Below are 24,791 nucleotides of genomic sequence, written 5' to 3' on the forward strand. Positions count from 1 at the left end.
CCCTTCGGCGCCCGCCTCGCGGCGGCCATGGGCGCGACCGGTCCCCTCTGTGTGGGGATCGACCCGCACCCGGCCCTGCTGGACGCGTGGGCTCTGCCCCGCACGGTCTCGGGACTGGAGCGCTTCGCGCTGAGCGTGGTGGAGGCCGCCGCGGGTCTGGCCGCCGCGGTCAAGCCGCAGGTCGCGCTGTTCGAGGCCTACGGCTCGGCGGGTTTTGTGGTGCTCGAACGAGTGCTGCGGGAGTCCCGTGAGGCAGGGGTGCTCAGCATCGCGGACGCCAAGCGCGGGGACATCGGCTCCACGATGGCGGCCTACGCCCAGGCGTGGCTCGCCGACGACTCGCCCCTGGCCGCCGACGCCGTGACGCTCAGCCCCTACCTCGGGTTCGAGTCCTTGCGCCCTGCCCTGGACCTCGCGCGGCAGACTGGCCGTGGCACGTTCGTGCTGGCGCTGACCTCCAACCCGGAGGGCGCGGCGGTCCAGCACGTGGGCGGCACCAGCTCCGTGGCGGGGGCCGTGCTCGACGCGGTGGCTCACGAGAACGCGCCCGCACGCGACGTCGTGGCGCACGATGGCGCGCGGCCCGGCACCTGGGGCGACGCGGCGGCGTCGTCCCAGGTGGGAGCCCACGACGCCGCGCGGGCGGGTCTCGCGAATCGTGACGAAATCGTGACGTCACCTGTCAGGGGCGCTCTCGGCTCGTGCGGCGTGGTCGTGGGGGCCACTGTGGGGGACGCGCTCGAGCGCCTGGACATCGACCTGAGCGCGCTCGACGGGCCGATCCTGGCACCGGGATACGGCGCCCAGGGCGCGGGGGCGGGTGACCTCGCGGCAGTGTTCCAGCACGTCAGACCGGCAGTGCTCGCGAATTCCTCGCGCGGCATCCTCGCTCACGGCCCGGACGCGGCTGCCCTGCGGGAAGCGATCCGGCGCTCCAGCGAGGAGCTCTCCGCCGCCCTGCGCTGACCCGTCCAACCTCGGGAACGCCCCCTGACCGTGAGCCGTCCGGCCACGTCAGGGGGCGTTCACCGTGTTTACCGGGGCAAACGCGTCGGGTACTTTCAGGGTGACCACCCCGGTGCGCCACCCCCCAACACGGGCGCACCCGGGGGTGAAGGCACACGAGGAGGAGAGCTGGGCATGGCACTACGGCCACTGACGGATGAAGAGCGCGCGCACGCTCGGGAGAAGGCCACCGCGGCACGGACCGCGAGGGCGGAGATCAAGAAGGGGCTGCGGGACGGCTCGCTGAGCGTCGCGGACGTCCTCACCAGGAGTGAGACGGACGAGGCCGTCAGCCGACTGAAGGTCACCGAGCTGCTGGAGGCAACCCCCGGGATCGGGAAGGTGCGCTCCGCGGCGATCATGGAGCACATCGGGATCGCACCCACGCGCCGCGTGCGCGGGCTGGGCCAGCACCAACGCCGCGCGCTCGTGGAGTACCTCGACCACTGAGCCCCCCGGCCCCGGCACTGGCCTGCGGGCGACGTCGCGCCTGACGGTACCCCGCCGGGTCGGTGCGGCCGGTGGTTGGTACAGTGGCGGACGAGCCGACCGCTCGTCCACCACTGCTCCGCTGGAGGTATTCCGTGACCCCGTCGCCCACCGTGACCGTCCTGGCCGGCCCCACGGCCGTGGGAAAGGGGACGGTCTCCACCTACGTCCGGGACCACTACCCGCAGGTGTGGCTCTCGGTCTCCGCGACCACCCGGGCCCCGCGGCCCGGAGAGGTGGAGGGCGTGCACTACTTCTTCGTGAGCGACGACGAGTTCGACCGCATGATCGAGGACCACGACCTGCTCGAGTGGGCCGTGGTGCACAACCTGCACCGCTACGGCACACCGCGGCACAAGGTGGAAGAGGCGCTGGCCGCCGGACGCAGCGTGCTGCTGGAGATCGACCTGCAGGGCGCGCGCAGCATCCGCCAGAGCCTTCCGGACGCGCGCTTCGTGTTCCTGGCGCCGCCCAGCTGGGAGGAGATGGTGCAGCGGCTCGTGGGCCGGGGCACCGAAACCCCCGAGCAGCAGCAGCGACGCCTGGAAACGGCTAAACTGGAACTTGCGGCACGTTCGGAGTTCGACCACACGGTGGTCAACGACACCGTGGAGCGCGCCGCCGCCGAACTCGTGGCTCTCATGGGGCTGCCGGACGAACAGGGCCGCTGAGCCCGTTGCGTCCGGGGACCTGCGCGGTCCACCCCGAGCCAGCACAGACATCCACCTGCACTTCAGAGGAGTCCTGACACACGTGAGCATGAACAACGAAGGCATCGTCGACCCGCCCGTGGACCGGCTGCTCGACAAGACGGATTCCAAGTACGGCCTGGTGATCTTCGCTGCGCGTCGCGCCCGCCAGATCAACGCGTACTACTCGCAGCTGCACGAGGGCCTGTTCGAGTACGTGGGCCCGCTCGTGGACACCCAGCTCAACGAGAAGCCCCTGTCCATCGCCTTCCGCGAGATCGACGAGGGCCTGATCGAGGCCGACCACGTGACCAACGGGGGCTTCACCCCCAACGGCCAGCTGGTCTCGGACGAGCCCACGGCCACCGAGATGTTCACCGGGGACTTCTTCGCCCAGGGTGAGGATGCCGGCAGCGCGGCGGTCTTCTCGGACGGCGTGCAGGTTGCCGAGGAGCAGCACCCCGAGGGCACCGAGACCGTCACGGAGACCGTGGCCGAGGAGGCCACCGAGGACTCCACGGAGCCCACCGAGCAGTGACGGTGAACTCCACCGGCCCCGCCCCCGTCCCCTCCGGCCCGAGCGCTTCGTTGCGCATCGTGCTTGGTGTGGGCGGGGGCATTGCCGCATACAAGGCCGCCCTGGTGTCCCGCCTCCTCTCCGAGGCTGGCCACCACGTCGTGCCCATGCCCACGCGTTCCGCCCTGGAGTTCGTGGGCGCACCCACGTGGGAGGCGCTGACCGGTGAGCCTGTGACGGACTCCGTGTTTGAGCGCGTGGACACCGTCAACCACGTGGCGCAGGGTCAGGCGGCGGACCTCGTGGTCATCGCGCCGGCCACGGCTGACCTGATGGCGCGCATCGCCCACGGCCACGCTGACGACCTGCTCACCACCACGGTGCTCGCAACCGCTGCGCCCGTGCTCCTGGCCCCGGCCATGCACACCGAGATGTGGCAGAACCCCGCCACCCGGCGCAACGTGGAACTGCTGCGCCAGCACGGCCACACGGTGCTGGAACCGGCCTCGGGTCGTCTGACGGGCGCGGACAGCGGACCCGGCCGGCTCCCGGAGCCCCGGGAGATTGTCGATGCCGCCCTGGCGCTCGTCGCTGACCGCACCGGGTCTGCCCCCGCGGCCCACACCGCCGAGGGGCACGGCCTGGACGAATCGCACCAGCACGAACCGCTCCTGGACGAACCGCCCCGGGGGACCGGACAACCCGTCGCTCACGGTGCGGCCGACCAGGCCGCCGGGCCCGGCACCCGCGCCCTGGCCGGTCGGCGCGTGCTCATCACCGCCGGGGGTACACGGGAGGCCCTGGACCCCGTGCGGTTTCTCGGCAACCGCTCGTCCGGCAAGCAGGGGATCGCGATCGCCCGCGCCGCCCGCGACGCCGGTGCGAACGTGCACCTGATCGCGGCGCACGTGGAGACCCCGCTGCCCGAAGGCGTCCGGGTCACCCGCGTGTCCTCGGCGCTGGAGCTGCGCGATGCGAGCCTGGCCGCGGCGGAAGGCTGCGACGTCGTCGTCATGGCCGCTGCCGTGGCCGACTACCGCCCCGACACCGTGGGCGAGCACAAGATGAAGAAGTCCGAGGACGGCACGGACCCCGTGATCCGCCTGGTGCGCAACCCGGACATCCTGCGGGAGCTGGTGACGCTGCGCAACGAGCAGGGTCGGGAGCAGCTCGTGGTGGGCTTCGCCGCGGAGACGGGCGACGCCGAGCGCTCCGTCCTGGACTTCGGCCGCGCCAAGCTGCGGCGCAAGGGCTGCGACCTCCTCGTGCTCAACGAGGTGGGCACGGACAAGGTCTTCGGCCGGGACGACACCGAGGTTGTGGTCCTCTCGGCGCACTCGGAGGACGAGTCCGGTGCGCGCGGCACGAAGGACGAGGTGGCACGGTTCGTGGTGGCCCGGATCGCCTCCGAACTCCACGTCTGAGCCTGCAGGTAGTGTGGTCTTCCGTGACAGCATCGAGTGAGCACCTGAGAATCTTCACCTCCGAGTCCGTGACCGAGGGCCACCCGGACAAGATCTGCGACCAGATCTCGGACACGATCCTGGACGCCCTGCTCACGGAGGACCCGGAGTCCTCGGTGGCCGTGGAGACCATGGTGACCACGGGCCTCGTGCACGTGGCGGGCGAGGTCAAGACGGACGCGTACGTGGACATTCCCCACATCGTGCGCAAGACCCTGCTGGACATCGGTTACAACTCCTCGGTCCACGGCTTCGACGGCGAGTTCTGCGGCGTGTCCATCAGCGTGGGGGAGCAGTCCAACGAGATCTACGAGGGCGTCTTCACGTCCCTGGAGGAGCGCACGGGCACCGCCAAGGACCCACGGGACGCGCAGGGCGCCGGGGACCAGGGCATCATGTTCGGCTACGCCTCGGACGAGACGAACGCCCTGATGCCCGCGCCGATCCTGCTCGCGCACCGCCTGTCTGAGCAGCTCACGCGCGTGCGCAAGACCGCCGTGCTGCCGGGGCTGCGCCCGGACGGCAAGACCCAGGTCACCCTCGGCTACGACGGCCACACGCCGGTGTCCGTGGACACCGTGGTGGTCTCCTCCCAGCACGTGGAGAACTACGACCTCGAGCAACTCACCAGCGACATCACCTCGAGCGTGGTGAACCCGGTGCTGGAGGAGTCCGGACTGGATCTCTCCGGCGCGCGGATCATCGTGAACCCCGCGGGGAACTTCGTGCGCGGCGGGCCCGTGGGGGATGCCGGGCTGACTGGGCGCAAGATCATCGTGGACACCTACGGCGGCATGTCCCGTCACGGCGGCGGCGCGTTCTCTGGCAAGGATCCGTCCAAGGTGGACCGCTCCGCCGCGTACGCGATGCGCTGGGTGGCCAAGAACGTGGTGGCGGCAGGCCTCGCGCGCCGTGCCGAGGTGCAGGTGGCGTACGCGATCGGCCAGGCGCACCCGGTGGGTCTTTACGTGGAGACCTTCGGCACCGAGACCGTGGACCCCGTGCGGATCGAGAAGGCCATCACGGAGGTCTTCGACCTGCGCCCGCTGGCCATCATCGAGGACCTCGACCTGAAGCGCCCCATCTACGCCAAGACCGCCGCCCACGGCCACTTCGGCCGCAACGACCCGGACTTCACGTGGGAGCGCACGGACCGCGTCCAGGAGCTGCGTTCCGCCGTGGGTCTGTGACCCCGGAGCCCGAGCAGGGGTCCGGTCCGACCGAGTCCGCACCGGCGGCTGCTGCCGGGGCCAACGAGCCGGGAGAGCAGCTGACCCTCGCGGGACTTCCGCGGGCCGTGGCGAGGCCGGCGAAGGCCCCTGCTGCGGGCACCGGGCGCGACGCTGCTGCGGCACCTGTCCGCCGTGCGGTGGGCTCCGAGGGCACAGCCCCCGAGAACCCCGTGGCGCAGGTGCTGCTGGAGGCCTACGTGCCCCACCTGGACCGGCTCTTCGACTACCGCGTCACCGCCGCGCTGGACACGCAGGCCGTGGTGGGCTCCAAGGTGTCCGTGCTGTTCTCGGGCCGCAAGATGTCCGGGTGGGTCGTGCACCGGGTGGCGCACACGGACGTCCCCGAGGACCGTCTGCTGCCCGTGCGTCGGGTGCTCAGCCCCCTGCCCGTTGCACGGCCCGAGATCGTGGAGCTCGCGCAGGCCGTGGCGGACCGCTGCGCGGGAACTGCCGCGGACGTGCTGCGGGTGGCCATCGCCCCGCGGGTCGCCCGGGTGGACAAGGAGTTCTCCTCGGCGGAACAGTCCGGGGACGGCGAGGTCACGTCCTCACCCACCGGTCAAGCACCGGGAAACCCTTCCCACGAGGCTGCCTCATCGGCGGCCCCCACCGATGCCGCCGCCCCTCCGCGGGCAAACCCGTTGCCTGCCGAAGCGTCATCTGGTGACCCGCTGCGGGCGGACTCGCTTCCCGCCCACGAGGCGCCTGCGCACACCTCACCCGCCCACGCGCCGTCGCCAGCCCTCTGGGATCACTACAAGGGCGGCCCCGAGTACATCGCCGCGGTGGCGGCGGGCGAGCCCGCGCGCGCCGTCGTCGAGGTGCTGCCCGCCGCCCCCGACCACGACTGGGCGCTCCTCACGGCCCACGCCATGGCCACGGCCTACGCCGCTGGCCGGGGCGCGGTGGGTGTGGTCGCGGACCACAAGGGCCTTGACCGCCTCGAGAAGGCGCTCCACGAGCTGGTGGGGGAGGACGCCGTCGTCCGGCTGCACGCCGGTGACGGCCCGACCCCGCGCTACCGAGGCTTCCTCGAGCTCGCCCTGGGCCGCAAGAAGCTGGCCGTGGGGACCCGTTCGGCGGCCTACGCCCCGGTGCAGGACCTCGCTCTCGTGTGCTGCCACGACGACGGGGACGTCAACTTCGTGGAGCAGCGTGCGCCCTACCAGCACACGCGCGACGTGCTCCTGCTGCGGGCGCAGCGCGAGGGGCTCGCGAGTCTGTTCACCGGCCACGCTGTGAGCCCGGAGGCGCAGCGGCTCGTGACCACGGGCTGGGCGGCGCGGGTGGCTCCGCCCCGGTCCGTGCTGCGGCGGTTCTCCCCGCGGATCGAGGCGACGTCGGACTCCTTCAACAGTGAGCGGGACCCGCTTGCGGCGCGGGCCCGGCTGCCGCAGGAGGCGTTCCGGGTGGCGCGCGCGGGGCTGGAGCGCGGCCCGGTGCTCGTGCAGGTGGCCCGCAAGGGCTACGCACCGGTGCTCGCGTGCCAGCGCTGCCGCACTCCCGCGCGCTGCCGCGCGTGCAACGGGCCCCTGGCGCTGAGCTCCGCGCAGGCGGTGCCCGTGTGCAGCTGGTGCGGTCGCCAGGCCCACGACTGGCGGTGCGCGGAGTGCGGGTTCGCGCGGGTGCGTCTGAGTTCGGTGGGCGCGGGGCGCACTGCCGAGGAGCTGGGCCGCGCCTTCCCCCAGGTGCCGGTGATCTCCTCGAGCGAGCGCACGGTGCGTGCGCGAGTGGGGTCTGCACCTGCACTCGTGGTGGCCACGCCGGGTGCCGAACCCGTGGCCGAGGGCGGCTACGCGGCAGCCCTGCTGCTGGACGGCAACCAGATGCTCGCGCGACCCTGGCTGCGCGCGGAGGAGCAGACCCTGCGCCGGTGGTTCAACGCGGCCGCCCTGGTGCGGTCGTCCTCCGACGGGGGCACCGTGGTGGTCACGGCGGACCAGGACCGTGCCGTCTCGGCGCTCGTGCGCTGGGATCCGGCAGGGCACTCCGCGCGGGAGCTGCAGGAGCGTCATGAGCTGGGTCTGCCGCCAGCGGTACGGACCGCGGCGCTGACCGGCCCGCGCGACGCCGTGGAGGCCACTCTGCGTGACCTCGCACTGCCCGAGCGTGTTCGCGTGGTCGGGCCAGCGCCGGTGGAGCAAACACCCGGAAACGGTGCGGACCTGGCCGAGCCCGCCACTCAGGATGCCGTCGACGTCGCCGGCTCCCCGGAGCGCGGCGGGAACCGGCTCTACTGTGCGCTTCTGTTCTTTGGGTTCGGGATCGCGCCGCGGGTCACCGGTGCCCTGCGGGCGGAGAAGGCACGCGCCTCCGCGCTGCGCGAACACGCGCCGGTCACGGTGCGCTGCGACGTCGCCGACCTGCTGTAGGGCGCGTCACAGCCGTCGTCGGCGGAGCCTGACGTGCCGCGGATCGCGAGGCGGGACCGGGACCGCATGCGTGCACCAGGACTGGCTGACCTGCTCAGTCCAATGTGTCGAACTGTTAATCCTCCTGCACGGGGCGAACGTGGCAGTCCTACGGTGGAGGGCACGTTCACGCGGGGTGGCACCGCGCACCGGGGCAGAGAGTCCCGGCGTGCGCCCGAGTCATCACCGCAGACCCGTTCCCGAAAGGATCCGCATGTCGTTGCAGCTCATTGAAATTGTTCCCGCCGTGGCCGAGAAGGAGGCCGTGCGCTCGATCATCGACGCGACGTCGAGCGCTGTCACGCAGGCCTCTGCCGAACTCATCGAGTCCCAGGTGACGGCGGACCACGCTCGCGTGTTCGTCGTTGTGGAGACGCAGCAGGACACGCCCGAGGGTCTTGCGCAGACCGTGCGCACGGCGCTGGGGGATTCCGTCACCGAGGTCACCGGCCCGGACGAGGTGCGCCTGGTGGGCGCGGAGCTCGAGGACATCAAGAAGCTTCGTGGCCAGACCGACTACCTCGTGGAGTGGGACATCCCCGCCGAAATCACCATGGAGCAGTACCTCACCCGCAAGAAGGCGAACTCGCCCAAGTACGCCGAGGTTCCCGAGGTGTCGTTCCTGCGCACCTACGTCCGCGAGGACACCGCCAAGTGCCTGTGCTTCTACAACGCACCGGACGAGGACGCCGTGGCGCGCGCCCGCGCGGCCGTGGACACCCCCTTCGACCGGATGTTCAAGCTCGAGGTCTGAGTCCCGCGTCCACCCGTCACCACCACCGGGTGCCGCCGCCCACCACGGGCCGCGGCACCCGGCGCACGCCCCGTCAGAACGGAACCCATGTCCCAGCCCAGTGCTTCGGCAACCCTCGCGACCGCCTCCGCCCAGGATCTCCTGGCCCCACTGACCGACTACCCGGAACACGGCCTGGTCCGGGCACGCGCGGCCGAGCGTGCCCGGGCCACCGACGAGGCGGACACCACCCCGTTCGAGACCCTGCGCGAGCTCGGGCAGCGGGGCCTGCTGGACCTGGGTCTCGGGGGCGGGGACCTGCGTGGACAGGCTGCCGTCGTCTTCGACCTCGCGGCCGAGTGCACGGCCACGGCGTTCTCGCTGTGGGGCCACCGCTCCGGCCTGGAGTACCTCGACGCGGTGGGGGCGCCCGTCGCGTCTGAGCTGCGCACCGGCGAAGTGCCGCTGTGCTCCGCCATGGCACCGGCGTTCAAGGCCGCGGCGGGCATCGGTGAGATCCCCGTGACGCTCACCCGCCGGGGGGACCACCTGGTGCTCGACGGCACCGTGCCGTGGGCCTCGAACCTGTACCCGGACGCCGTCGTGATCCTGCCGGTCGTCCGGGAGGACGGACGCCCCGCGATCGTCCGCACCCGGGTGGCGTTGCCCGGGGTCAGCGTGCGGCCGCTGGAGAACCTCATGGCGCTCAACGCCACGGCGTCCGGCATCCTGCGTCTGGAGGGCGTGGAGATCGACGCGGAGCAGGACGTCCTCACCGAGGACGTCCCCGGGTTCCTGGCCACGGTCCGCGGACCGTTCCTGCTGCTGCAGACCTCGTTCTGCCTCGGTCTCTCCGCGGCGGCGCTGACGAGCGCGCGGGAGAACCTGGGCGGCGTCGGCGAGATGTTCCGCGAGGACCTGGACGACGCCGTGGCGGAGCAGCAGCGCCTTCGCGCGGATCTCGTGCGCCTGGCACGGGAACCGCGTGCCGCCGCACCCCGCGAGCTCCTGCAGCTGCGCCTCGACGCAGCCCTGCTCACCGGCGAGGCCACCCGCCTGGAGGCGAAGATCGTGGGCGGCCGCGGCTACGCGCTGTCCTCGCCCACGGCGCGCCGCGCACGGGAGGCAGCGTTCCTGCCCGTCCAGTCACCCACGGAAGGCCACCTGCGGTGGGAACTGCGCAGGCTCGGGTGAGGTCCGGGCACGGGCGCGACGGCGCCGCGGTGACCACGGACCCGGGCACCGCGCTTCGGGTGCTCGGTGTCAGCAAAACCTACCCGGGGGCCTCCGACCCCGCCCTCGACGGCGTGGACCTCACCCTGCACCGGGGCGAGACCCTCGCCGTGCTGGGCCCCAGCGGCTCCGGGAAGTCCACCCTGCTGCGTGCCATCGCCGGGCTCGAGACCCTCGACGCTGGCAGCATCGCGTTCTCAGACCCTGACGCCCGCCTCGCCGTGGTCTTCCAGTCCCCGGCACTGTTCCCCTGGCTGTCCGTGCGGCGCAACATCGCCCTCGGCGGCAGGTACCGGCGCAACCGCGACCGCTTCGACGACGAGCGCGTGGGCGAGCTGCTCGAGATCCTCGGCCTCTCCCACCTCGCCCACACCCCCGTGCAGGAGCTCTCCGGCGGCCAGGCCCAGCGGGTCTCCGTGGGCAGGGCCCTCGCTGTGCGCCCGGACGTGCTGCTGCTCGACGAGCCCTTCAGTGCGCTGGACCCCGCCACCCGCGAGGACCTGCAGCAGTGGCTGCGGCAGCTGACCACTGACCTCGGGCTGACGGTCTTCCTGGTCACGCACGACGTCGCCGAGGCCATGGCGCTGGGGGACCGGATCGGCTTCTTCGCCGGACCGCGCGGTTTCCGGCAGCAGTGGGTTCCGTCCCAGGACGGCACCACGGCCGGACAGATTCTCGCGACGTACCGCGGCACGGACGACGAGGCGGGAACCTGGGAGATATGAGCGGGCCGCTCACCACACGGCGGGCCGTCCTGCGCGCTGGGACCGCGGCGGTGGCACTGACGGGTGCGGCCTGGGGCGCCGGTTCCCTCTACACGGGAACCCGCACCGGCAGCGGTGGTGACGACGGCTCACGGCCCGTGCGCATCGGGTACCTGCCGATCACTGATGCCGCGCCCCTGCTGGTGGCCCACGCCAACGGCTACTACGACGACGCCGGGGTGGCCGTCGCGCGGCCCGTCCTGTTCCGCAGCTGGTCCTCACTGTCGGAGGCCTTCGTGGCGGGCAAGGTGGATGCCATCCACATGCTCATGCCCATGGCGCTGTACATGCGCTACGGCCTGCAGGCGGACGTGCGGATCACGGCGTGGAACCACACGAACGGCTCGTCGTTGACGGTGCACCCGGAGATCACGGAGCTGGCGGGTCTCGCGGGGCGCACCGTGGCAATTCCCGCGTGGTGGTCGATCCACAACGTGGTGGTGCAGAAGATGCTGCGTGCCGAGGGGCTGACCCCGGTGATGCGCGAGAGCCCGTCCACGAGCGCCAAGACCGTGGCCCTGGTGCCGATGGCCCCCTCGGACATGCTGCCCGCCCTGAGCAACGGGGTGATCGGCGGCTACGTGGTCGCGGACCCGTTCAACGCGGCCGCGGAGGCGAAGCACGTGGGCACGATCCACCGGTTCCTGGGGGACGTGTGGCGTGACCACGCGTGCTGCGTCACCGTGCTGCGCGGGCAGCTGCTGCGGGAGCGCCCCGATCAGGCGGCGGGTTTCATGGACGCGCTGGTCCGCGCTCAGGCGTGGGCGCGCACGAACCGCCCCGAGACGGCGGCGGTCCTGGCCTCCGGCTATCTCCCGCAGCCGAAGCCGGTGATCCAGCGCGCCCTGACCTACTCGGCCGCCGAGCACACCGGGGCGCTGCACCATCCCGGGTGGCACGGCGAGTCACTGGACTTCCGGCCCTACCCGTACCCGAGCTTCACGCAGGAGCTGGTGCGCGCGATGCAGGACACGGTGGTGGACGCCCCCGAGGGCTTCCTCGCCGAGCTCGACCCGGCCGCCGCGCACCGAGAACTGGTGGACGACGCCCTGGTGACCCGCAGCATCGCGAAGGCGGGCGGCTGGGGTGTCTTCGGGCTGCACGGCACCACACGCACCGAGGAGATCCAGGCATGAGACGCACGTCCCGCAGCGCGCCCGAGAGCACACGCACGGATCCCGACGCCGCGCGGTCGTCGGACGGGGTTGGCTCGACTGCCTCGGGCGACAACGGGCCCGGACCGCACGGTTCCCGGGCCACGTCGCGCGCCAGCTCCCGGGGACGGGCGACCCGGGGTGCCGAGCGTAGTGCGGCCGTGGCCTGGGGCGCCTTCGGGGTGCTCGTGAGCGTGGCCGTGTGGTGGGTGTTCACCCACGCCGCCGCCGGCGGGTCCACGATGATCGCCGCGTTCCGCCCCGAACAGCTGCCTGACGCCGTCGGCTCGCTCCTGGAACGCGGCGTGGTGCTGCAGGACGCCGCCACGAGCCTGTGGCGGCTGCTCGGCGGACTGCTGCTGGCCACGGTGATCGGGGTGCCGCTGGGGCTGGTGATCGGATCGTGGCAGCGGGTGCGGTGGGCGAGTGCGCCGGTCGTGCAGTTCCTGCGGATGGTCTCGCCGCTGTCGTGGGCTCCGGTGGCGGTGGCACTGTTCGGGGTGGGCAGCGCGCCGGTGCTCTTCCTCGTGGCGGCCGCGGCGGTGTGGCCGATCGCCCTGAACACCGCGGCGGGGGTCGCCGCTCTGGACCCGGCCCACCTGCGCGTGGCGCGCACCCTGGGGGCGACGCCGTTCGAGCGGCTGCGCACGGTGGTGCTGCCGAGTATCCGGCCCCACGTCATGACGGGGGTCCGTCTGGCACTGGGCATCTCGTGGGTCGTGCTGGTGCCCGCCGAGATGCTCGGGGTCAGCACCGGGCTGGGCTACGAGATCCTCAATGCCCGGGACCGGCTGGCCTACGACGAGATGCTCGTGGTGATCCTCGCCATCGGACTGCTCGGCATTGCGCTGGACGCCCTCGCCCAGGTGCTGCTGCGGGAACGGGTGGTGCGCACCTGAGCGGGTCGCCCACGGCACCCCCGGTCACCGTCCGGAGCACTGGCTGCTGAAATCTTCCGGGTTGAAGACCCCAGGGCCGAGAACCGGGGGGCGAGTACGGGGGAACTGTGCACAGCGGTTCAACCGCGCTGGTGCAGCTCCCACGCCAGGTCCAGCAGGTCCCGGGCGGAGTCCCCCCACGTGTGCTCACGGATCCGTTCCAGTCCGGCGAGGACGCGCTCGCGGGCCACACCGGGATCGGTGAGCTCGCGCACCCGGGCGGCGAACGCGGCGTCGTCGTCCGAGGGGGCGTAGCCGGCGGCGTCCCCGGCGACCTCGTGGAAGATCGGCAGGTCCGAGCACACGACCGGGGCCCCCTGCGCGAAGGCCTCCACGAGCGGCAGCCCGTAGCCCTCCGCGCGCGAAGCCGTGACGAGTGCGGCGCACGAGGTGAGCAGCTCGCGGTACTCGTCCTCGCCCACCCCGCGGTGGAAGACCACGTGCGCGCCCTCGGGGACGTGCGTCCGCAGCTGAGCCTCCCGCGCGGGGGTGATCCGGGAGAGCAGGTGCAGCGTGTGCCCCGGCAGGTGGGCCATGGCGCGCAGCAGGGTCTCCACGTTCTTGTACGGCAGGAACGATCCCATGTACACAAGGTCCGTGCCGCGGCGTTCGAGCCTTTGCAGCGCCTCGGCCCCCGGGATCCCGGACGACGGCGCCGCGTTGGCCACCACGCGCACGTCCCGTTTCGTGAGGCGGTGCGCGAGGATCTGCTGCCGTGACGTCTCGGACACGGTGGCCACGGCGTCCGCGCGGTTCAGGGTGAGCCGCTGGGGCCACCACGCCTTGTGGTAGGCGCGCCACCCCCACTGCACGGGCAGGGGCAGATCACCGGGCGGCTGGGGGTGCTCGTAGTAGATGAGGTCGTGCAGCGTGAGGATCAGGCGGTGGCGGCGGCCCAGGGAGCCCATGGTCTGCATGGGGGAGAACACGACGTCGGGTGCGTGCCTGTTCACGGCGAGCGCCGTGAGTGCCTCCGCGGGGGAGGTCACGGACGGCCCGGTGATGGTCGGCAGCTCGGGAAGGTACGCGGCCTGGGCGGGGTCGCTGATCAGCGCGCACAGCCGCACGCGGGGGTCCTCGGCCACGGCGCGGGCCGTGGCGGTGAGCAGCTCGGCACTGTAGCGGCTGATGCCGTCGTGGTGGTCGGTGCGGATGTAGCGGGCGTCGAAGAGGAGCTTCACTTCGGCCGGGACCCGTCCCGGTGACGCGCGTCATCGTTCACGTGGTGCTCGTCCGCGGGGGCCGCCGTCCCCCCGAGTCCGCGGGTGCGGGTCTCGCGCGCGAACTGGCGTGCGCCGTCGTCCGCGGTGACGGCCGGGAGCATCCCGGTGAGCTGGTCCGGGGTGGAGACGGTGGTGTCCGCGTGGGGCAGCTTGTCGTAGCCCTCCAGCGGCTCGGGTGCGGGGGAGGCCAAGAACTCCTCGATGTGCTGCGCGGCCAGGACGGGGGTCTCGTAGTGGATCAGGTGGCCCACACCGGGGATGATCTTCAGGCTGTGGCTGCGGATCCACGAGGCCATGGTGCGCTGGGAGTCCACGGAACCGAGGTCGTCCAGCTCGCCCACGACCAGCAGGGTGGGCATGCTCAGCTGCATGGCCACCTCCGCCACGGTGCGGGAGATCGAGGCCTGGTACGCCTCGCTGACCACCTGCCGGTTGGCGAACGCGTTGAAGTACGCCTGGTGCTGGCGAAGGGCGTAGCGCGTGACCTCCGGGTCCTCGGACTTGACCATCACGTCCGTCATGAGCTTGACCACCGTGTTCGAGGACAGCAGGCGGGTGCCCAACCGCTTCGGCAGCGAGGCCCCCACCCCGTAGTAGAGCTCGGTGAGCTTCGTCAGCTTCTTCTGGGAGCCTGCGAGCGCGGGCTGCGAGATCGGGTTCACGAGCACGAGGCGTTCGACCATCGAGGGGTGGGCGGCGGCGAAGTGGGCGGCCACGGTGGAGCCGAAGGAGTGCCCGAGCAGCACCACGCCGGTGTCGGACTCCGGGGACACGGCGCCGTCGGTCAGGGCGGTGATGAACGCGCGGGTGAAGTTGACGTAGTTCGCCACGGAGTGCTCCCGGTCCGGGAACGGCTCGGAGCGCCCGAAGCCGGGCAGGTCCGGGACCACCACGTGGTACCTCTCCCGCAGGGCGCTCGCTATCAGCTGCAGCCCGTGGTGGTCGCCGCGGAAGCCGTGGAGCATCACGAGCAACGGTTTGCGCTGTCTGTCCGCGTCGTAGAACCAGTACCGCACGCGGTAGCCGTCCAGTTCCACGCTGCGGCGTTCTGCGTAGGGGTTCTCCACCGTGGCCTCCAAAGTTCCGGGTTCAGCGCACCCATGGTAGCGGTGGCACGTGAGAACGGAGGGCACGGTGGGCTGGTCTAAACTGGGAGGGATCCCCACACACCACCACGGGGGACCAGGCCGTCGCCTCGGAACCCGGGCGCGGGAGCAGCCCGGCCCCGTGAACCCTGAAGGCGAGGCACGTGAGCGAGCACAGCACCCCGGAGGCGGGCACCGACTACGACACCCGGCGGATCGAGGACACATGGTCCGGCTACTGGGAGAAGCACCGGGTCTTCGCGCCCCTCGACGACGACTCACTGCCGCGTCGCTACGTGCTCGACATGTTCCCCTACCCCTCCGGTGACCTGCACATGGGCCACGCGGAGGCGTTCGCCATGGGGGACGTGGTCTCCCGCTACTGGCTGCACCGAGGCTTCGACGTGATGCACCCCATCGGCTGGGACTCCTTCGGCCTGCCCGCGGAGAACGCCGCCATCAAGCGTGACGCGCACCCCGCCGAGTGGACCTACCGCAACATCGACACCCAGCGTGAGTCCTTCAAGCGCTACGCGATCAGCGTGGACTGGGACCGCGAGATCCACACCTCGGACCCCGAGTACTACCGCTGGACGCAGTGGCTGTTCCTGCAGTTCTACTCCCACGGCCTGGCGTACCGAAAGGACTCCCCGGTCAACTGGTGCCCCAAGGACCAGACCGTGCTCGCCAACGAGCAGGTGGTCAACGGGCTGTGCGAGCGCTGCCACACCCCGGTGACCAAGAAGTCTCTGAACCAGTGGTACTTCAAGATCACCGACTACGCCCAGCGGCTGCTGGACGACATGGCAGAGCTCGAGGGCCACTGGCCCGAGCGAGTGCTCGCCATGCAGCGCAACTGGATCGGACGCTCCGAGGGCGCGCACGTGAAGTTCGTGATCGAAGGCGCCCCCGCGGAGGGGGCTGACGCCGCGGACACCTCCGGGCGCGAGGTCACCGTCTTCACCACCCGCCCGGACACCCTCTACGGTGCCACATTCTGCGTGGTCGCCGCGGACGCCGCCATCGCCTTGGAGATCGCGGCCCCCGAGCACGCCGAGGCGCTCGCCGAGTACCGGGAGCAGGTCAAGGCGCTGTCGGACATCGAGCGCCAGTCCTCGGACCGGGAGAAGACCGGTGTGTTCCTGGGCCGGTACGCGGTGAACCCCCTGACCGGGGAGAAGTTGCCCGTGTGGGCCTCGGACTACGTGCTGGCCGACTACGGCACCGGCGTGGTCATGGCCGTGCCCGCGCACGACCAGCGGGACCTGGATTTCGCCCGCGCGTTCGACCTGCCCGTGCGCACGGTCCTGGACACCGGCGAGGAGGACCCCGCGGTCACGGGTGTGGCGACGACGGGCGACGGCACCCTGGTCAACTCCGGGCCCCTGGACGGGCTGCCCAGGGCCGAGGCCCTGGACAAGGCCATCGAGATCGTGACCGAGGCCGGCACCGGCGAGCGCCACGTGAACTTCCGGTTGCGGGACTGGCTGCTGTCCCGGCAGCGCTTCTGGGGTGCGCCCATTCCGATCATCCACTGCCCCGCGTGCGGCGAGGTGCCCGTGCCTGAGGACCAGCTGCCCGTACGGCTGCCCGAGGACCTGCGCGGGGAGCAGCTGGCACCCAAGGGACAGAGCCCTCTCGCGGCGGCGTCGGACTGGGTGAACGTGAGCTGCCCCGCGTGCGGTGGCCCGGCGAAGCGCGACACCGACACCATGGACACCTTCGTGGACTCCTCCTGGTACTACCTGCGCTACGCGTCCCCTGCGGATGAGACGGGCCCGTTCGAGCGCGCCGCCGTGGACCGGTGGCTGCCCGTGGACCAGTATGTGGGCGGCGTGGAGCACGCGATCCTTCACCTGCTGTACTCGCGGTTCTTCACCAAGGCGCTCTACGACTTCGGCCTGGTGGGCTTCACCGAGCCCTTCAAGGCGCTGCTGAACCAGGGCCAGGTGCTCAACGGCGGCAAGGCAATGTCCAAGTCCCTGGGCAACGGTGTGGACCTGGGCGAGCAGCTCGACGAGTTCGGTGTCGACGCCGTTCGTCTGACCATGGTCTTCGCCTCCCCGCCGGAGGACGACGTCGACTGGTCGGACGTCTCGCCCCAGGGCGCCCAGAAGTTCCTCGCCCGCGCGTGGCGCCTCGCGCAGGACTGCACGTCGGACCCCGCCGCACCGTTCGCCGACGGTGACCGGGCGCTGCGCGGCACCACCCACAAGACGGTGGTGGACTCCGAGCAGCTGCTGGACTCCGGGAAGTTCAACGTGGTCATCGCCCGCACCATGGAGCTGGTCAACGCGGTGCGCAAGGCCATTGACTCCGGCTGCGGTCCCGCGGATCCCGCCGTGCGCGAGGCCGTGGAGGCTGTCACGATCCTGCTGAGCCTCGTGGCGCCCTACACCTCCGAGGACATGTGGCGCCTGCTGGGCCACGAGGACTCCGTGGTGCGCGCCCCGTGGCCCACCGTGGACCCCGCGCTGCTCGTGGAGGACACCGTGACCGCCGTCGTGCAGGTCAAGGGCAAGGTCCGCGACCGGCTGCAGGTCCCCGCGGACATCAGTGACGAGGACCTCGAGGCCGCCGCCATGGGCTCCCCTGCCGTGCAGCGGCTGCTCACCGAGGCCACGGTGCGCAAGGTCATCGTGCGCGCCCCCAAGCTCGTGAACATCGTGGTCTGATGACCGGCCACGGTTCGCGGAGCCCGACCCCCGACTCGAGCGAGCCGGAGGGCGGGCTCCGTCCCGTTGCGGGTCACGGCGACGCCGCGCTCCGCCGCGTCGCCGTCGTCGCCGACAGCGCCGCAGCCCTGCCCACCTCCTGGCTCACCGACTACACGACGGCCGGCGGTTTTGCGCTCGTGGACATGCCCGTGCTGATCGGCGGGCAGCTGCACACCGAGGACGAGTCGGACACGCTCTCCTCACTGGTCGTCGCGCTCGCCGAGGGGAAGCCCGTGACCACCTCCCGGCCCGCACCCGGGCAGCTGCGGGCGGCGTACCGGCGCTTCGAGGCGGAGGGCTTCGACGCCGTCGTCTCCGTGCACCTCTCCGGGGAGCTCTCCGGAACCGTGGGCGCGACGCGGATCGCACGGCAGGAGATCGGGATCCCCGTGCGGATCGTTGACACACAGAGCGCCGGGCTCGGGCAGGGACTGGCAGTGCGCGCGGCGCTGCAGGCGGCGGCGTCGGGGGCCGGGATCGACGACGTCGCCCAGGCCGCCCGCGAGGCTGCTCAGCGCGCGCAGGTGCTCATCCAGGTGCGCTCGCTGGAGACGCTGCGCCGCGGCGGGCGGATCAACCCGACCACGGCGAGGGTGGGCTCCGTGCTGCAGATCAAGCCGCTGCTGAGCCTGGCGGAGGGGAAGATCGTGACCGTGGAGCGGCCGGTGTCCCTGGCGAAGGCGAGGGCGCGGTTCATGACGCTCGTGGGGGAGGCGCTGGCCCACGCGGCGCCCGAGCGGCCCGTGCTGTGCGTGCACCACGTGGCGGATGCGAACGGGGCACGCGAGATCGGCGAGGTGCTGCGGGACCGCTACCGCCCCGAGGCCGAGCTGGTGATCAGCGACCTGCCGCCCGTGCTCAGCGCGCACGTGGGGCTCGGGACGAAGGCCGCGGTGGTGGAGGGGCCAACCTCGGTGCCGGTGTGGCGCGGCGAGAGGCCTGCACAGCCCGCTCCGTGACCTGATTGTCGAGTCGACAGGCCCTCAAACCACGAGTGGTACCGTGAAGTTGTACCGGTCGAGGCTGTGAAGGGGTTGTCATGTCCATCAGTGCCAGCGAGGCCCGCAAGACGCTGTTCCCGCTCATCGAGCGCGTGAACCAGGACCAGGAGGCTGTCGAGATCGTCTCCCGCAAGGGCAACGCGGTGCTCATGCCGGCCGACGAGTACGCGGCCTGGCAGGAGACCGCGTACCTGTTCCGTTCACCGGCCAACGCCCGCAGGCTGCTCGACGCCTACGACCGTGCCCGCGCGGGGAAGGCCCAGGCTCACGAACTCGACCGTTCCGACGACACGGCCGACCAGTCCCGGGACCACTGAGTGCGACTGGTCTGGGACGAGGCCGCCTGGGAGGACTACAAGCACTGGCAGACGGTCGACCGGAGGATCCTCAAGCGGATCAACTTGCTCCTCGACGCCTGCCTGCGGGAGCCGTTCGGGGGCATCGGCAAGCCGGAGCAGCTGAAGTACGGGGCGCAGGGGGCCTGGTCACGGCGGATCAATGAGGAGCACCGGCTCGTCTATCTCGTGGACGACGGAGACCTGATCATCCTCCAAGCCCGCTACCACTACTGACCCACGCAGTGACCTGCCGCCCGTGCTCAGCGCGCATGTGATGCTCGGGACGAAGGCCGCGGTGGTGGAGGGTCCCACATCTGCGCCGGTGTAGCGCGGCGAGAGGCCTGCACAGCCCGCTCCATGAGGCGTGGACATCTGCTGTCCTCCACACGGGCGGGGCATCGGCCCACGTCAGCGAGATCGTTGGGGTGGAGTGGGCCGCATGAGCGGCATCGATTTCAGGGGACGACGGCGGTTTCGGGACAGCCAGGCCACCGAGCGGTTGGCGGCGCTGCTGGGGGAGGACGGGTCTTCCGGCGCAGCAGGTGGGACCACGCTGCCCGGGGACGACAATCCCGCGGGGGACTCACCGGCAGAGGAAGCGCGTTCCCGGCACCGCGAGGACGTTCTCGTGCGGCGTCGGCTCTCCCGCCCCGCGGTGGTGGTGCTGTGTGCGGTGCTGCTGCTCGCGGTGGCGCTGGGTGGGATCTCCCTGCTCTCGCGCGGGGACGAAGCGGCCCTGGTCACCTCTGCCGCGGTCTCTGGCGAGGGAACGGAGGCGGCGAACGACGACGAGGCGCCAGGTGACGGAGCGAGAGCCGGGGAGTCGTCGGGCGCGTCCACTCACGGCCGCGCCAGCGCCACGTCCCACGCCAGCTCAGGAGGGGCAGAGGCCTCGGACGTGTCGACGGCCCGCGCGCAGGACACGGGAGTGCTCACCGTGCACGTGGTCGGAGAGGTCAAGGACCCCTCCGTGGTCACCCTCTCTCCGGGTGCCCGCGTGATGGACGCCGTGCAGGCCGCTGGGGGATTCACCTCCGTGGCGGTGAAAGACCGGATCAACCTCGCGCAGCCCGTGCAGGACGGTGCGCAGATCACGATCCCCAACAAGACCAACGCTGATCGGGTGGCCGCAGAGCAGACCGGAGGAACGACATCATCCTCCGGTTCCGCAACGGCGGCCGGGTCGGCGGCCGGTTCCGGAGCGGCATCCAGTGCCGGTGGTACTGCGGGTTCCAGTGGGGCGGCGAGCGGCGGTTCCGGGGGAAACGGTACTGCGGGTGCCACGGCTTCCGGAGCAGCGGCCGCGGGCGGGGCGCTGGTGAACCTCAACACCGCCACGGCCGCGGAGCTGGAGACCCTTCCCCGGGTGGGGCCTGTGCTGGCGCAGCGGATCGTGGACTTCCGCACCCAGCACGGGCCATTCACCGCACCCGAGCAGATCGACGACGTCAGCGGTGTGGGCCCCGCGATGCTGGAGGCGCTGCTTCCCCTGGTCACGGTATGAGGGGTCAGTGTGACCTGCGGCTGCTCCCGGTGGCGGTGAGCACGTGGGTGTGCTCGATCCTCACGCTGCTCGACGGCTGGGCGGCCGCCGCCTGGGGTGCGGTGGTGTGCGCCGTGGTTTTCACGCTCGCGTGGTCCGCTCCCGCGTGGTTCCAGGACCGCGTCTTCCGCCGTCTCCGCACCGGGGTCCTGAGGGCTCGTCGTGGCGAACGGGCACGTGTTTGTGAGCGGGCTCGCAGCTGCGAGCAGGTCGAGGGCACGTCACCACGGTTCCCGGGTGCGGTGCTCGGGCAACCAGCACCGGGGCAGACGTCGTCACAGTCAGCGGGCGCGGGTGCGGGCGCGCGGCGTCGGCTCGGGCCCGCGCTCGTGCTGCCCGTGGTCATCGGGATCGCGGGCACCGCGGGGATCATCACGGCGCTCGCCGCGACCGCGCCCGCCCGGGAGTTCCTGGCCGCTCACCCCGCCGGTTCGGTGGTGCGGGTTCAGGCAGACGTCCAGGGAGCGCCGTCGCCCTACACTGCGGGTCCTGCGCCGGGGGAGCAGGAGGCGTCCCACGGTGTGGCCGTAGACCTGCGCATCGCCGTCGCGGACGGCGCGCCGCAGGACGTCGCCGCTACAGTCTTCGCCACGGACCCGGCGTGGGGCATCCTCGAGGCCGGCGAGCGCGTGGAGGCCGTGCTGAGTGTGACCGCTACTGCGGAACCGGCACGCCTCACCCTGAGGGGCTCCTCACCGCCCGTCCCTGCGGACGACGGAGGGGAACAGGCGCACGGGCCCGGCCTGCGGAGAACCGTCCGCCAGGATCTCGCGCGCATCGCCGGGAAGCACGGCGCGGTGAGTGCGGGACTCGTGCCCGGCATGACCGTGGGGGACACCTCCCGGCTGCCCGACGCGCTGGCCCAGAGCATGAAGGACACAGGGCTCACCCACCTCACCGCCGTCTCCGGCTCCAACTGTGCGCTCGTGATGACCCTGACCGGGTACACCGCTCTCGCGCTCGGAGCGGGGCGCCGCGGGTGCGTCCTCGCGGGGCTGGCGGCGCTCGCCGGTTTCGTGGTGCTGGTGGGACCGGACCCCTCCGTGCTGCGGGCCGGCGTGATGGGCGCCCTGGGAGGGCTGTCCATGCTCACCGGCCGCCCCGGGGTGAGCCTCAACGCGCTGTGTGCCGCCGTGACGGGGCTCGTGCTCGTGGAACCGCAGCTGGCCATCGACTACGGGTTCGTGCTCTCCGTGCTGGCGACGGCGGGCATCGTCGTCAGCGCCCGCCCTGTCACCCGGCTGCTCGCCATGCGCGTGCCCACGGTGCTCGCGGTGTGCGTGGCCGTCCCAATGGTTGCCCAGCTGTGGTGCGGGCCCGTGCTGCTTCTGCTCAATCCCACACTGCCGCTCTACAGCCTGCCCGCGAACATGGCGGCCTCCCCGCTCGTCCCGGTCGTGACTGTCGCCGGGCTGCTCGCGGTGTGCGTCCTGCTCGCGGGCCACCTCCTCACCCCGGTGCTGCAGCTGCTGGTGCCCGGCACACCCGACCCCGCCGTGTTCACCGCCTGGGAGCGGACCGCCGGACTGCCCGTGGGCCTCGCCTCCTACCCCGCGCGCCTGCTCGGCCGCATTGCCGACACCTTTGCCGGACTCCCCGGCGCGCACCTGCCCTGGCCCCCGGGGATCGCCGGGATCGTCCTGCTCACCGCGGCAACCCTGCTCGCGCTCGCCGCTCTGCACGCCCTCGACCACCGCATGCGTCGCCCCGGACCCACCCGAGGCACGGTCACCTCGACCCCGGCCGAGCCGCCCCTGCCCGACGCCGTGTGGCGCGTCCGCGCCCGGGAGCACCGGTTCCGACGCCGCGCCCTCGCCATCACCGCGGCCCTCACACTGCTGGCGCTGCTCGTCACGGCCGTGGTGTGGTGGCTGCGCCCCGCACCAGCGTGGGAGTCCGTGGTGTGCGACGTGGGGCAGGGCGACGCCGTGCTGCACCGCACGGGGGAGCACAGTGCCGTGCTCGTGGACGGCGGCCCCGACCCCCGGGCACTGACCCAGTGCTTGCGGCAGGCCGAGGTCACCCACCTGGACGCGGTGATCGCCACCCACGACCACGCCGACCACGTTGCCGGATTGGAGGGGCTCGCCGAGGCCGTGGCCGTGGACCGCGTCTGGTACTCCGCCGCCGGGGACATCCCACCGGACGAGCTCAGCCAGTGGGCGGACATCGCCACGCGCCCTGCTCCCGGCGAGCAGCTGCGCCTGGGGCCGCTCACCGTGGAGGTTCTCGCCCCCGCACCTCCGCCCACTGTCCCTGATGGCTCCCCGACGGCAGGCACGGCGCCGCCGGGCACCGGGGCAGGCGGCTCCGGCGGCAGCACGACACCACGCCCCCCGCACCGGAAGGTCACCTCCGAGGACGAGAACAACGCCTCCCTCGTCCTGCTGCTGACCCTCGACGGCCCCGACGGCACCACCACCTGGCTCAGTGCAGGCGACCTTGAAGCGGACGGCTACCGCCGTACGCTGCACACCCTCCCCGGCGGACACCCACCCCCGGTCGACGTCCTCAAGGTCTCCCACCACGGCGCCCGCAACGGCGGCATCGACATCATTCGTGACACCCACCCGGCGCTCGCCGTGATCTCCGTGGGGGAGGACAACAGCTACGGCCACCCGCACCCCGGGACGGTCGCCGCGTTGCAGGAGGTGGGCGCTGCAGTGGCCCGCACCGACCAGAACGGCGCGCTGTGGGTGCACCGCGAAGGAGATCGCGTGGTCGTGTCACGGCGCTGAGCCGGGGAGCACCAGCAGAAATATCGCGAGGGAAAGATCTGTTGTGCACCACGAAACACCGGGCATCCGCGCCGGTCACCCCGGGGTCGTGCGTCGTCAGGAGCCCGCCCCCCGGCGCCCCCGTGCTCGTGCCACTCAATGGAAGGACTCCCATGCGCTCCACCCTGTTCGAACCACTCACCCTCCGCGGCCTCACGGTCCGCAACCGGCTGTGGATCCCGCCCATGTGCCAGTACTCCGCGTTCGGGGAGGACGGCGTGCCCACGGACTGGCACCTCGTGCACTACGGATCGCTCGCCGCCGGTGGGGCGGGGGCCGTGATCGTGGAGGCGAGCGCCGTCGTGCCCGAGGGCCGGATCAGTCCCCGGGACCTGGGACTGTGGAACGACGAGCAGCGGGACGCCCTCGTGCGGATCGTGGACTTCGCCCACCAGCAGGGCGCGGCCATTGGCGTGCAGCTGGCCCACGCGGGGCGCAAGGCCAGCACGGAGGCCGCCTGGGGCTCCGAGAACCCCGGCCGGTCCATCGCGCCGCAGAACGGGGGCTGGCAGACCGTGGGCCCCTCCGCCGTCGCCTTCCCGGGGCTCGCCGAGCCAGTCGCGCTGGACGGGCAGGGCCTCGACGACGTCGTGGCCGCGTTCGCCGCCTCGGCCCGCCGTGCCGTGGAGGCCGGCATGGACTTCGTGGAGCTCCACGGCGCCCACGGGTACCTCCTCCATGAGTTCCTCTCCCCGCTGAGCAACGAGCGCACGGACGAGTACGGCGGCACCCTGGAGAACCGCGCCCGGCTGCTGCTGCGCGTCACCGACGCCGTCCGCGACGTGATCCCCGAGGACATGCCCCTGCTCGTGCGCCTCTCCGCCACCGACTGGACCGAGGGCGGGCTCACGGTCGCCGACACCTCCCGCGTCTCCGGGTGGCTCGCCGAGCACGGCGCGGACCTCATCGACGTCTCCTCCGCCGCCAACGTGCCCGCCGAGATTCCCGTGGGCCCCGGCTACCAGGTGCCCCTCGCCACCGAGATCAAGACCACCGCCGGAGTCCCCGTGGCCGCCGTCGGCATGATCGACACCGCCTGGCAGGCCGAGCAGATCATCGCCACCGGCCTCGCCGACGTGGTGCTCATGGGCCGCGAAGCCCTCCGCGACCCCCACGCGGCCCTCACCGCCGCCCACACCCTCGGCGTCCCCGACGCCCCCGTCCCCGGCCAGTACGAACGCGCCTACCGCCGCCCACCCCGCACCCGGTGAGCCCCGGCGCTCGCCGGACGACGAGGCGAGCGTGATCCGGCGGTGAACACCGAGCACGTGAGCCCGGGCGCTCGCGGGACACCGCTTGATCTGCGATGCGGAGTGGAACGACGAGCAAGGGTCGGGGTGGACCCGGGACGACGACGCGGCCCCGGCACGCGTCCGCGGTGCCGCACGCGGCTGCGCCGGCTCCCGCCCTGCACAGACCCTCCGGGGGTGTCTGCACCCACGGCTAGCATGGGGACGCAGCGTCGGCGTCCCGACCCCG

At 72.1% G+C, this 24,791-nt stretch carries 21 protein-coding genes; 19 read left to right on the plus strand and 2 right to left on the minus strand.

Going from position 1 to position 24,791, the window contains the following annotated elements; genetic code table 11:
• Positions 1-27: 27 nt before the first annotated feature.
• The 12 genes from pyrF (at position 28) to B3G12_RS07645 (ending at position 12,589) form a co-directional block, all read left to right on the plus strand.
• Positions 28-966 (plus strand): orotidine-5'-phosphate decarboxylase, encoded by a 939-nt coding sequence (gene pyrF, locus B3G12_RS07590; protein WP_414672741.1) that lies wholly within the window; start codon positions 28-30, stop codon positions 964-966.
• A gap of 174 nt (positions 967-1,140) precedes the next feature.
• Positions 1,141-1,455 carry an integration host factor, actinobacterial type gene (gene mihF, locus B3G12_RS07595; RefSeq protein WP_055084668.1) on the plus strand — a complete coding sequence of 105 codons (315 nt, stop codon included), beginning with the start codon at positions 1,141-1,143 and terminating at the stop codon, positions 1,453-1,455.
• Between the two features lie 134 nt (positions 1,456-1,589).
• Complete coding sequence (gmk, locus tag B3G12_RS07600) at positions 1,590-2,165, plus strand: guanylate kinase (RefSeq protein WP_055084670.1); 576 nt, start codon at positions 1,590-1,592, stop codon at positions 2,163-2,165.
• A gap of 82 nt (positions 2,166-2,247) precedes the next feature.
• On the plus strand, positions 2,248-2,721 hold the full coding sequence (gene rpoZ, locus B3G12_RS07605) for a DNA-directed RNA polymerase subunit omega (RefSeq protein ID WP_055084672.1): 474 nt from the start codon (positions 2,248-2,250) through the stop codon (positions 2,719-2,721).
• Between the two features lie 50 nt (positions 2,722-2,771).
• Positions 2,772-4,124, plus strand: a complete 1,353-nt coding sequence (locus B3G12_RS07610) for a bifunctional phosphopantothenoylcysteine decarboxylase/phosphopantothenate synthase (RefSeq protein ID WP_144942951.1) — start codon at positions 2,772-2,774, stop codon at positions 4,122-4,124.
• Between the two features lie 23 nt (positions 4,125-4,147).
• A complete protein-coding gene (gene metK / locus B3G12_RS07615) occupies positions 4,148-5,353 on the plus strand; it encodes a methionine adenosyltransferase (protein WP_290499841.1) in 1,206 nt (401 codons plus the stop codon).
• Positions 5,350-7,767: a primosomal protein N' gene (locus B3G12_RS07620; RefSeq protein ID WP_290499842.1), complete on the plus strand. Its 2,418-nt coding sequence runs from the start codon at positions 5,350-5,352 to the stop codon at positions 7,765-7,767. Before metK ends, B3G12_RS07620 begins: the two co-directional genes overlap by 4 nt.
• Before the next feature lie 253 nt (positions 7,768-8,020).
• Positions 8,021-8,560 carry a DUF4242 domain-containing protein gene (locus tag B3G12_RS07625; protein WP_290499843.1) on the plus strand — a complete coding sequence of 180 codons (540 nt, stop codon included), beginning with the start codon at positions 8,021-8,023 and terminating at the stop codon, positions 8,558-8,560.
• Between the two features lie 87 nt (positions 8,561-8,647).
• Positions 8,648-9,733: an acyl-CoA dehydrogenase family protein gene (locus B3G12_RS07630; RefSeq protein WP_290499844.1), complete on the plus strand. Its 1,086-nt coding sequence runs from the start codon at positions 8,648-8,650 to the stop codon at positions 9,731-9,733.
• 29 nt (positions 9,734-9,762) lie between these two features.
• Positions 9,763-10,497, plus strand: coding sequence for an ABC transporter ATP-binding protein (locus B3G12_RS07635; protein ID WP_290499845.1), 735 nt, complete (start codon positions 9,763-9,765; stop codon positions 10,495-10,497).
• Complete coding sequence (locus tag B3G12_RS07640; protein WP_144942895.1) at positions 10,494-11,672, plus strand: ABC transporter substrate-binding protein; 1,179 nt, start codon at positions 10,494-10,496, stop codon at positions 11,670-11,672. The genes B3G12_RS07635 and B3G12_RS07640 overlap by 4 nt, the downstream gene beginning before the upstream one ends.
• Positions 11,669-12,589 (plus strand): ABC transporter permease, encoded by a 921-nt coding sequence (locus tag B3G12_RS07645; protein ID WP_222128307.1) that lies wholly within the window; start codon positions 11,669-11,671, stop codon positions 12,587-12,589. Before B3G12_RS07640 ends, B3G12_RS07645 begins: the two co-directional genes overlap by 4 nt.
• A 119-nt stretch (positions 12,590-12,708) precedes the next feature.
• Here B3G12_RS07645 and B3G12_RS07650 read toward each other — a convergent pair whose 3' ends face one another.
• Together B3G12_RS07650 and B3G12_RS07655 are read right to left on the minus strand one after the other, a co-directional pair.
• Positions 12,709-13,809, minus strand: a complete 1,101-nt coding sequence (locus B3G12_RS07650; RefSeq protein ID WP_144942896.1) for a glycosyltransferase family 4 protein — start codon at positions 13,807-13,809, stop codon at positions 12,709-12,711.
• Complete coding sequence (locus B3G12_RS07655; protein WP_144942897.1) at positions 13,806-14,918, minus strand: alpha/beta fold hydrolase; 1,113 nt, start codon at positions 14,916-14,918, stop codon at positions 13,806-13,808. The genes B3G12_RS07650 and B3G12_RS07655 overlap by 4 nt, the downstream gene beginning before the upstream one ends.
• 182 nt (positions 14,919-15,100) lie before the next feature.
• Here B3G12_RS07655 and leuS point away from each other — a divergent pair, with 182 nt between their 5' ends.
• The 7 genes from leuS to B3G12_RS07690 all read left to right on the plus strand — a co-directional run bounded on the left by leuS (position 15,101) and on the right by B3G12_RS07690 (position 24,523).
• On the plus strand, positions 15,101-17,611 hold the full coding sequence (gene leuS, locus B3G12_RS07660; protein WP_144942898.1) for a leucine--tRNA ligase: 2,511 nt from the start codon (positions 15,101-15,103) through the stop codon (positions 17,609-17,611).
• A complete protein-coding gene (locus tag B3G12_RS07665; protein ID WP_290499846.1) occupies positions 17,611-18,612 on the plus strand; it encodes a DegV family protein in 1,002 nt (333 codons plus the stop codon). Before leuS ends, B3G12_RS07665 begins: the two co-directional genes overlap by 1 nt.
• A gap of 80 nt (positions 18,613-18,692) precedes the next feature.
• Complete coding sequence (locus B3G12_RS07670) at positions 18,693-18,971, plus strand: type II toxin-antitoxin system Phd/YefM family antitoxin (RefSeq protein WP_055084688.1); 279 nt, start codon at positions 18,693-18,695, stop codon at positions 18,969-18,971.
• Positions 18,972-19,226: a Txe/YoeB family addiction module toxin gene (locus B3G12_RS07675; protein WP_055084690.1), complete on the plus strand. Its 255-nt coding sequence runs from the start codon at positions 18,972-18,974 to the stop codon at positions 19,224-19,226.
• Positions 19,227-19,431: 205 nt separating this feature from the next.
• Positions 19,432-20,496, plus strand: coding sequence for a ComEA family DNA-binding protein (locus B3G12_RS07680; protein ID WP_290499847.1), 1,065 nt, complete (start codon positions 19,432-19,434; stop codon positions 20,494-20,496).
• Positions 20,493-23,273, plus strand: coding sequence for a ComEC/Rec2 family competence protein (locus B3G12_RS07685; protein WP_290499848.1), 2,781 nt, complete (start codon positions 20,493-20,495; stop codon positions 23,271-23,273). Before B3G12_RS07680 ends, B3G12_RS07685 begins: the two co-directional genes overlap by 4 nt.
• A gap of 152 nt (positions 23,274-23,425) precedes the next feature.
• A complete protein-coding gene (locus B3G12_RS07690; RefSeq protein ID WP_141269804.1) occupies positions 23,426-24,523 on the plus strand; it encodes an NADH:flavin oxidoreductase/NADH oxidase in 1,098 nt (365 codons plus the stop codon).
• Positions 24,524-24,791 lie beyond the last annotated feature (268 nt).

The sequence above is a fragment of the Kocuria sp. UBA5001 genome (assembly GCF_002398425.1).
In the GTDB taxonomy this organism is placed as follows: domain Bacteria; phylum Actinomycetota; class Actinomycetes; order Actinomycetales; family Micrococcaceae; genus Kocuria; species Kocuria salsicia.

Bases quoted from the DNA above. Each gene is read 5' to 3' on its own strand.
- pyrF (WP_414672741.1), top strand. From the start codon at position 28: ATGGGCGCGACCGGTCCCCTCTGTGTGGGGATCGACCCGCACCCGGCC.
- mihF (WP_055084668.1), top strand. From the start codon at position 1,141: ATGGCACTACGGCCACTGACGGATGAAGAGCGCGCGCACGCTCGGGAG.
- B3G12_RS07625 (WP_290499843.1), top strand. From the start codon at position 8,021: ATGTCGTTGCAGCTCATTGAAATTGTTCCCGCCGTGGCCGAGAAGGAG.
- B3G12_RS07630 (WP_290499844.1), top strand. From the start codon at position 8,648: ATGTCCCAGCCCAGTGCTTCGGCAACCCTCGCGACCGCCTCCGCCCAG.
- B3G12_RS07640 (WP_144942895.1), top strand. From the start codon at position 10,494: ATGAGCGGGCCGCTCACCACACGGCGGGCCGTCCTGCGCGCTGGGACC.
- B3G12_RS07645 (WP_222128307.1), top strand. From the start codon at position 11,669: ATGAGACGCACGTCCCGCAGCGCGCCCGAGAGCACACGCACGGATCCC.
- B3G12_RS07665 (WP_290499846.1), top strand. From the start codon at position 17,611: ATGACCGGCCACGGTTCGCGGAGCCCGACCCCCGACTCGAGCGAGCCG.
- B3G12_RS07670 (WP_055084688.1), top strand. From the start codon at position 18,693: ATGTCCATCAGTGCCAGCGAGGCCCGCAAGACGCTGTTCCCGCTCATC.
- B3G12_RS07680 (WP_290499847.1), top strand. From the start codon at position 19,432: ATGAGCGGCATCGATTTCAGGGGACGACGGCGGTTTCGGGACAGCCAG.
- B3G12_RS07685 (WP_290499848.1), top strand. From the start codon at position 20,493: ATGAGGGGTCAGTGTGACCTGCGGCTGCTCCCGGTGGCGGTGAGCACG.
- B3G12_RS07690 (WP_141269804.1), top strand. From the start codon at position 23,426: ATGCGCTCCACCCTGTTCGAACCACTCACCCTCCGCGGCCTCACGGTC.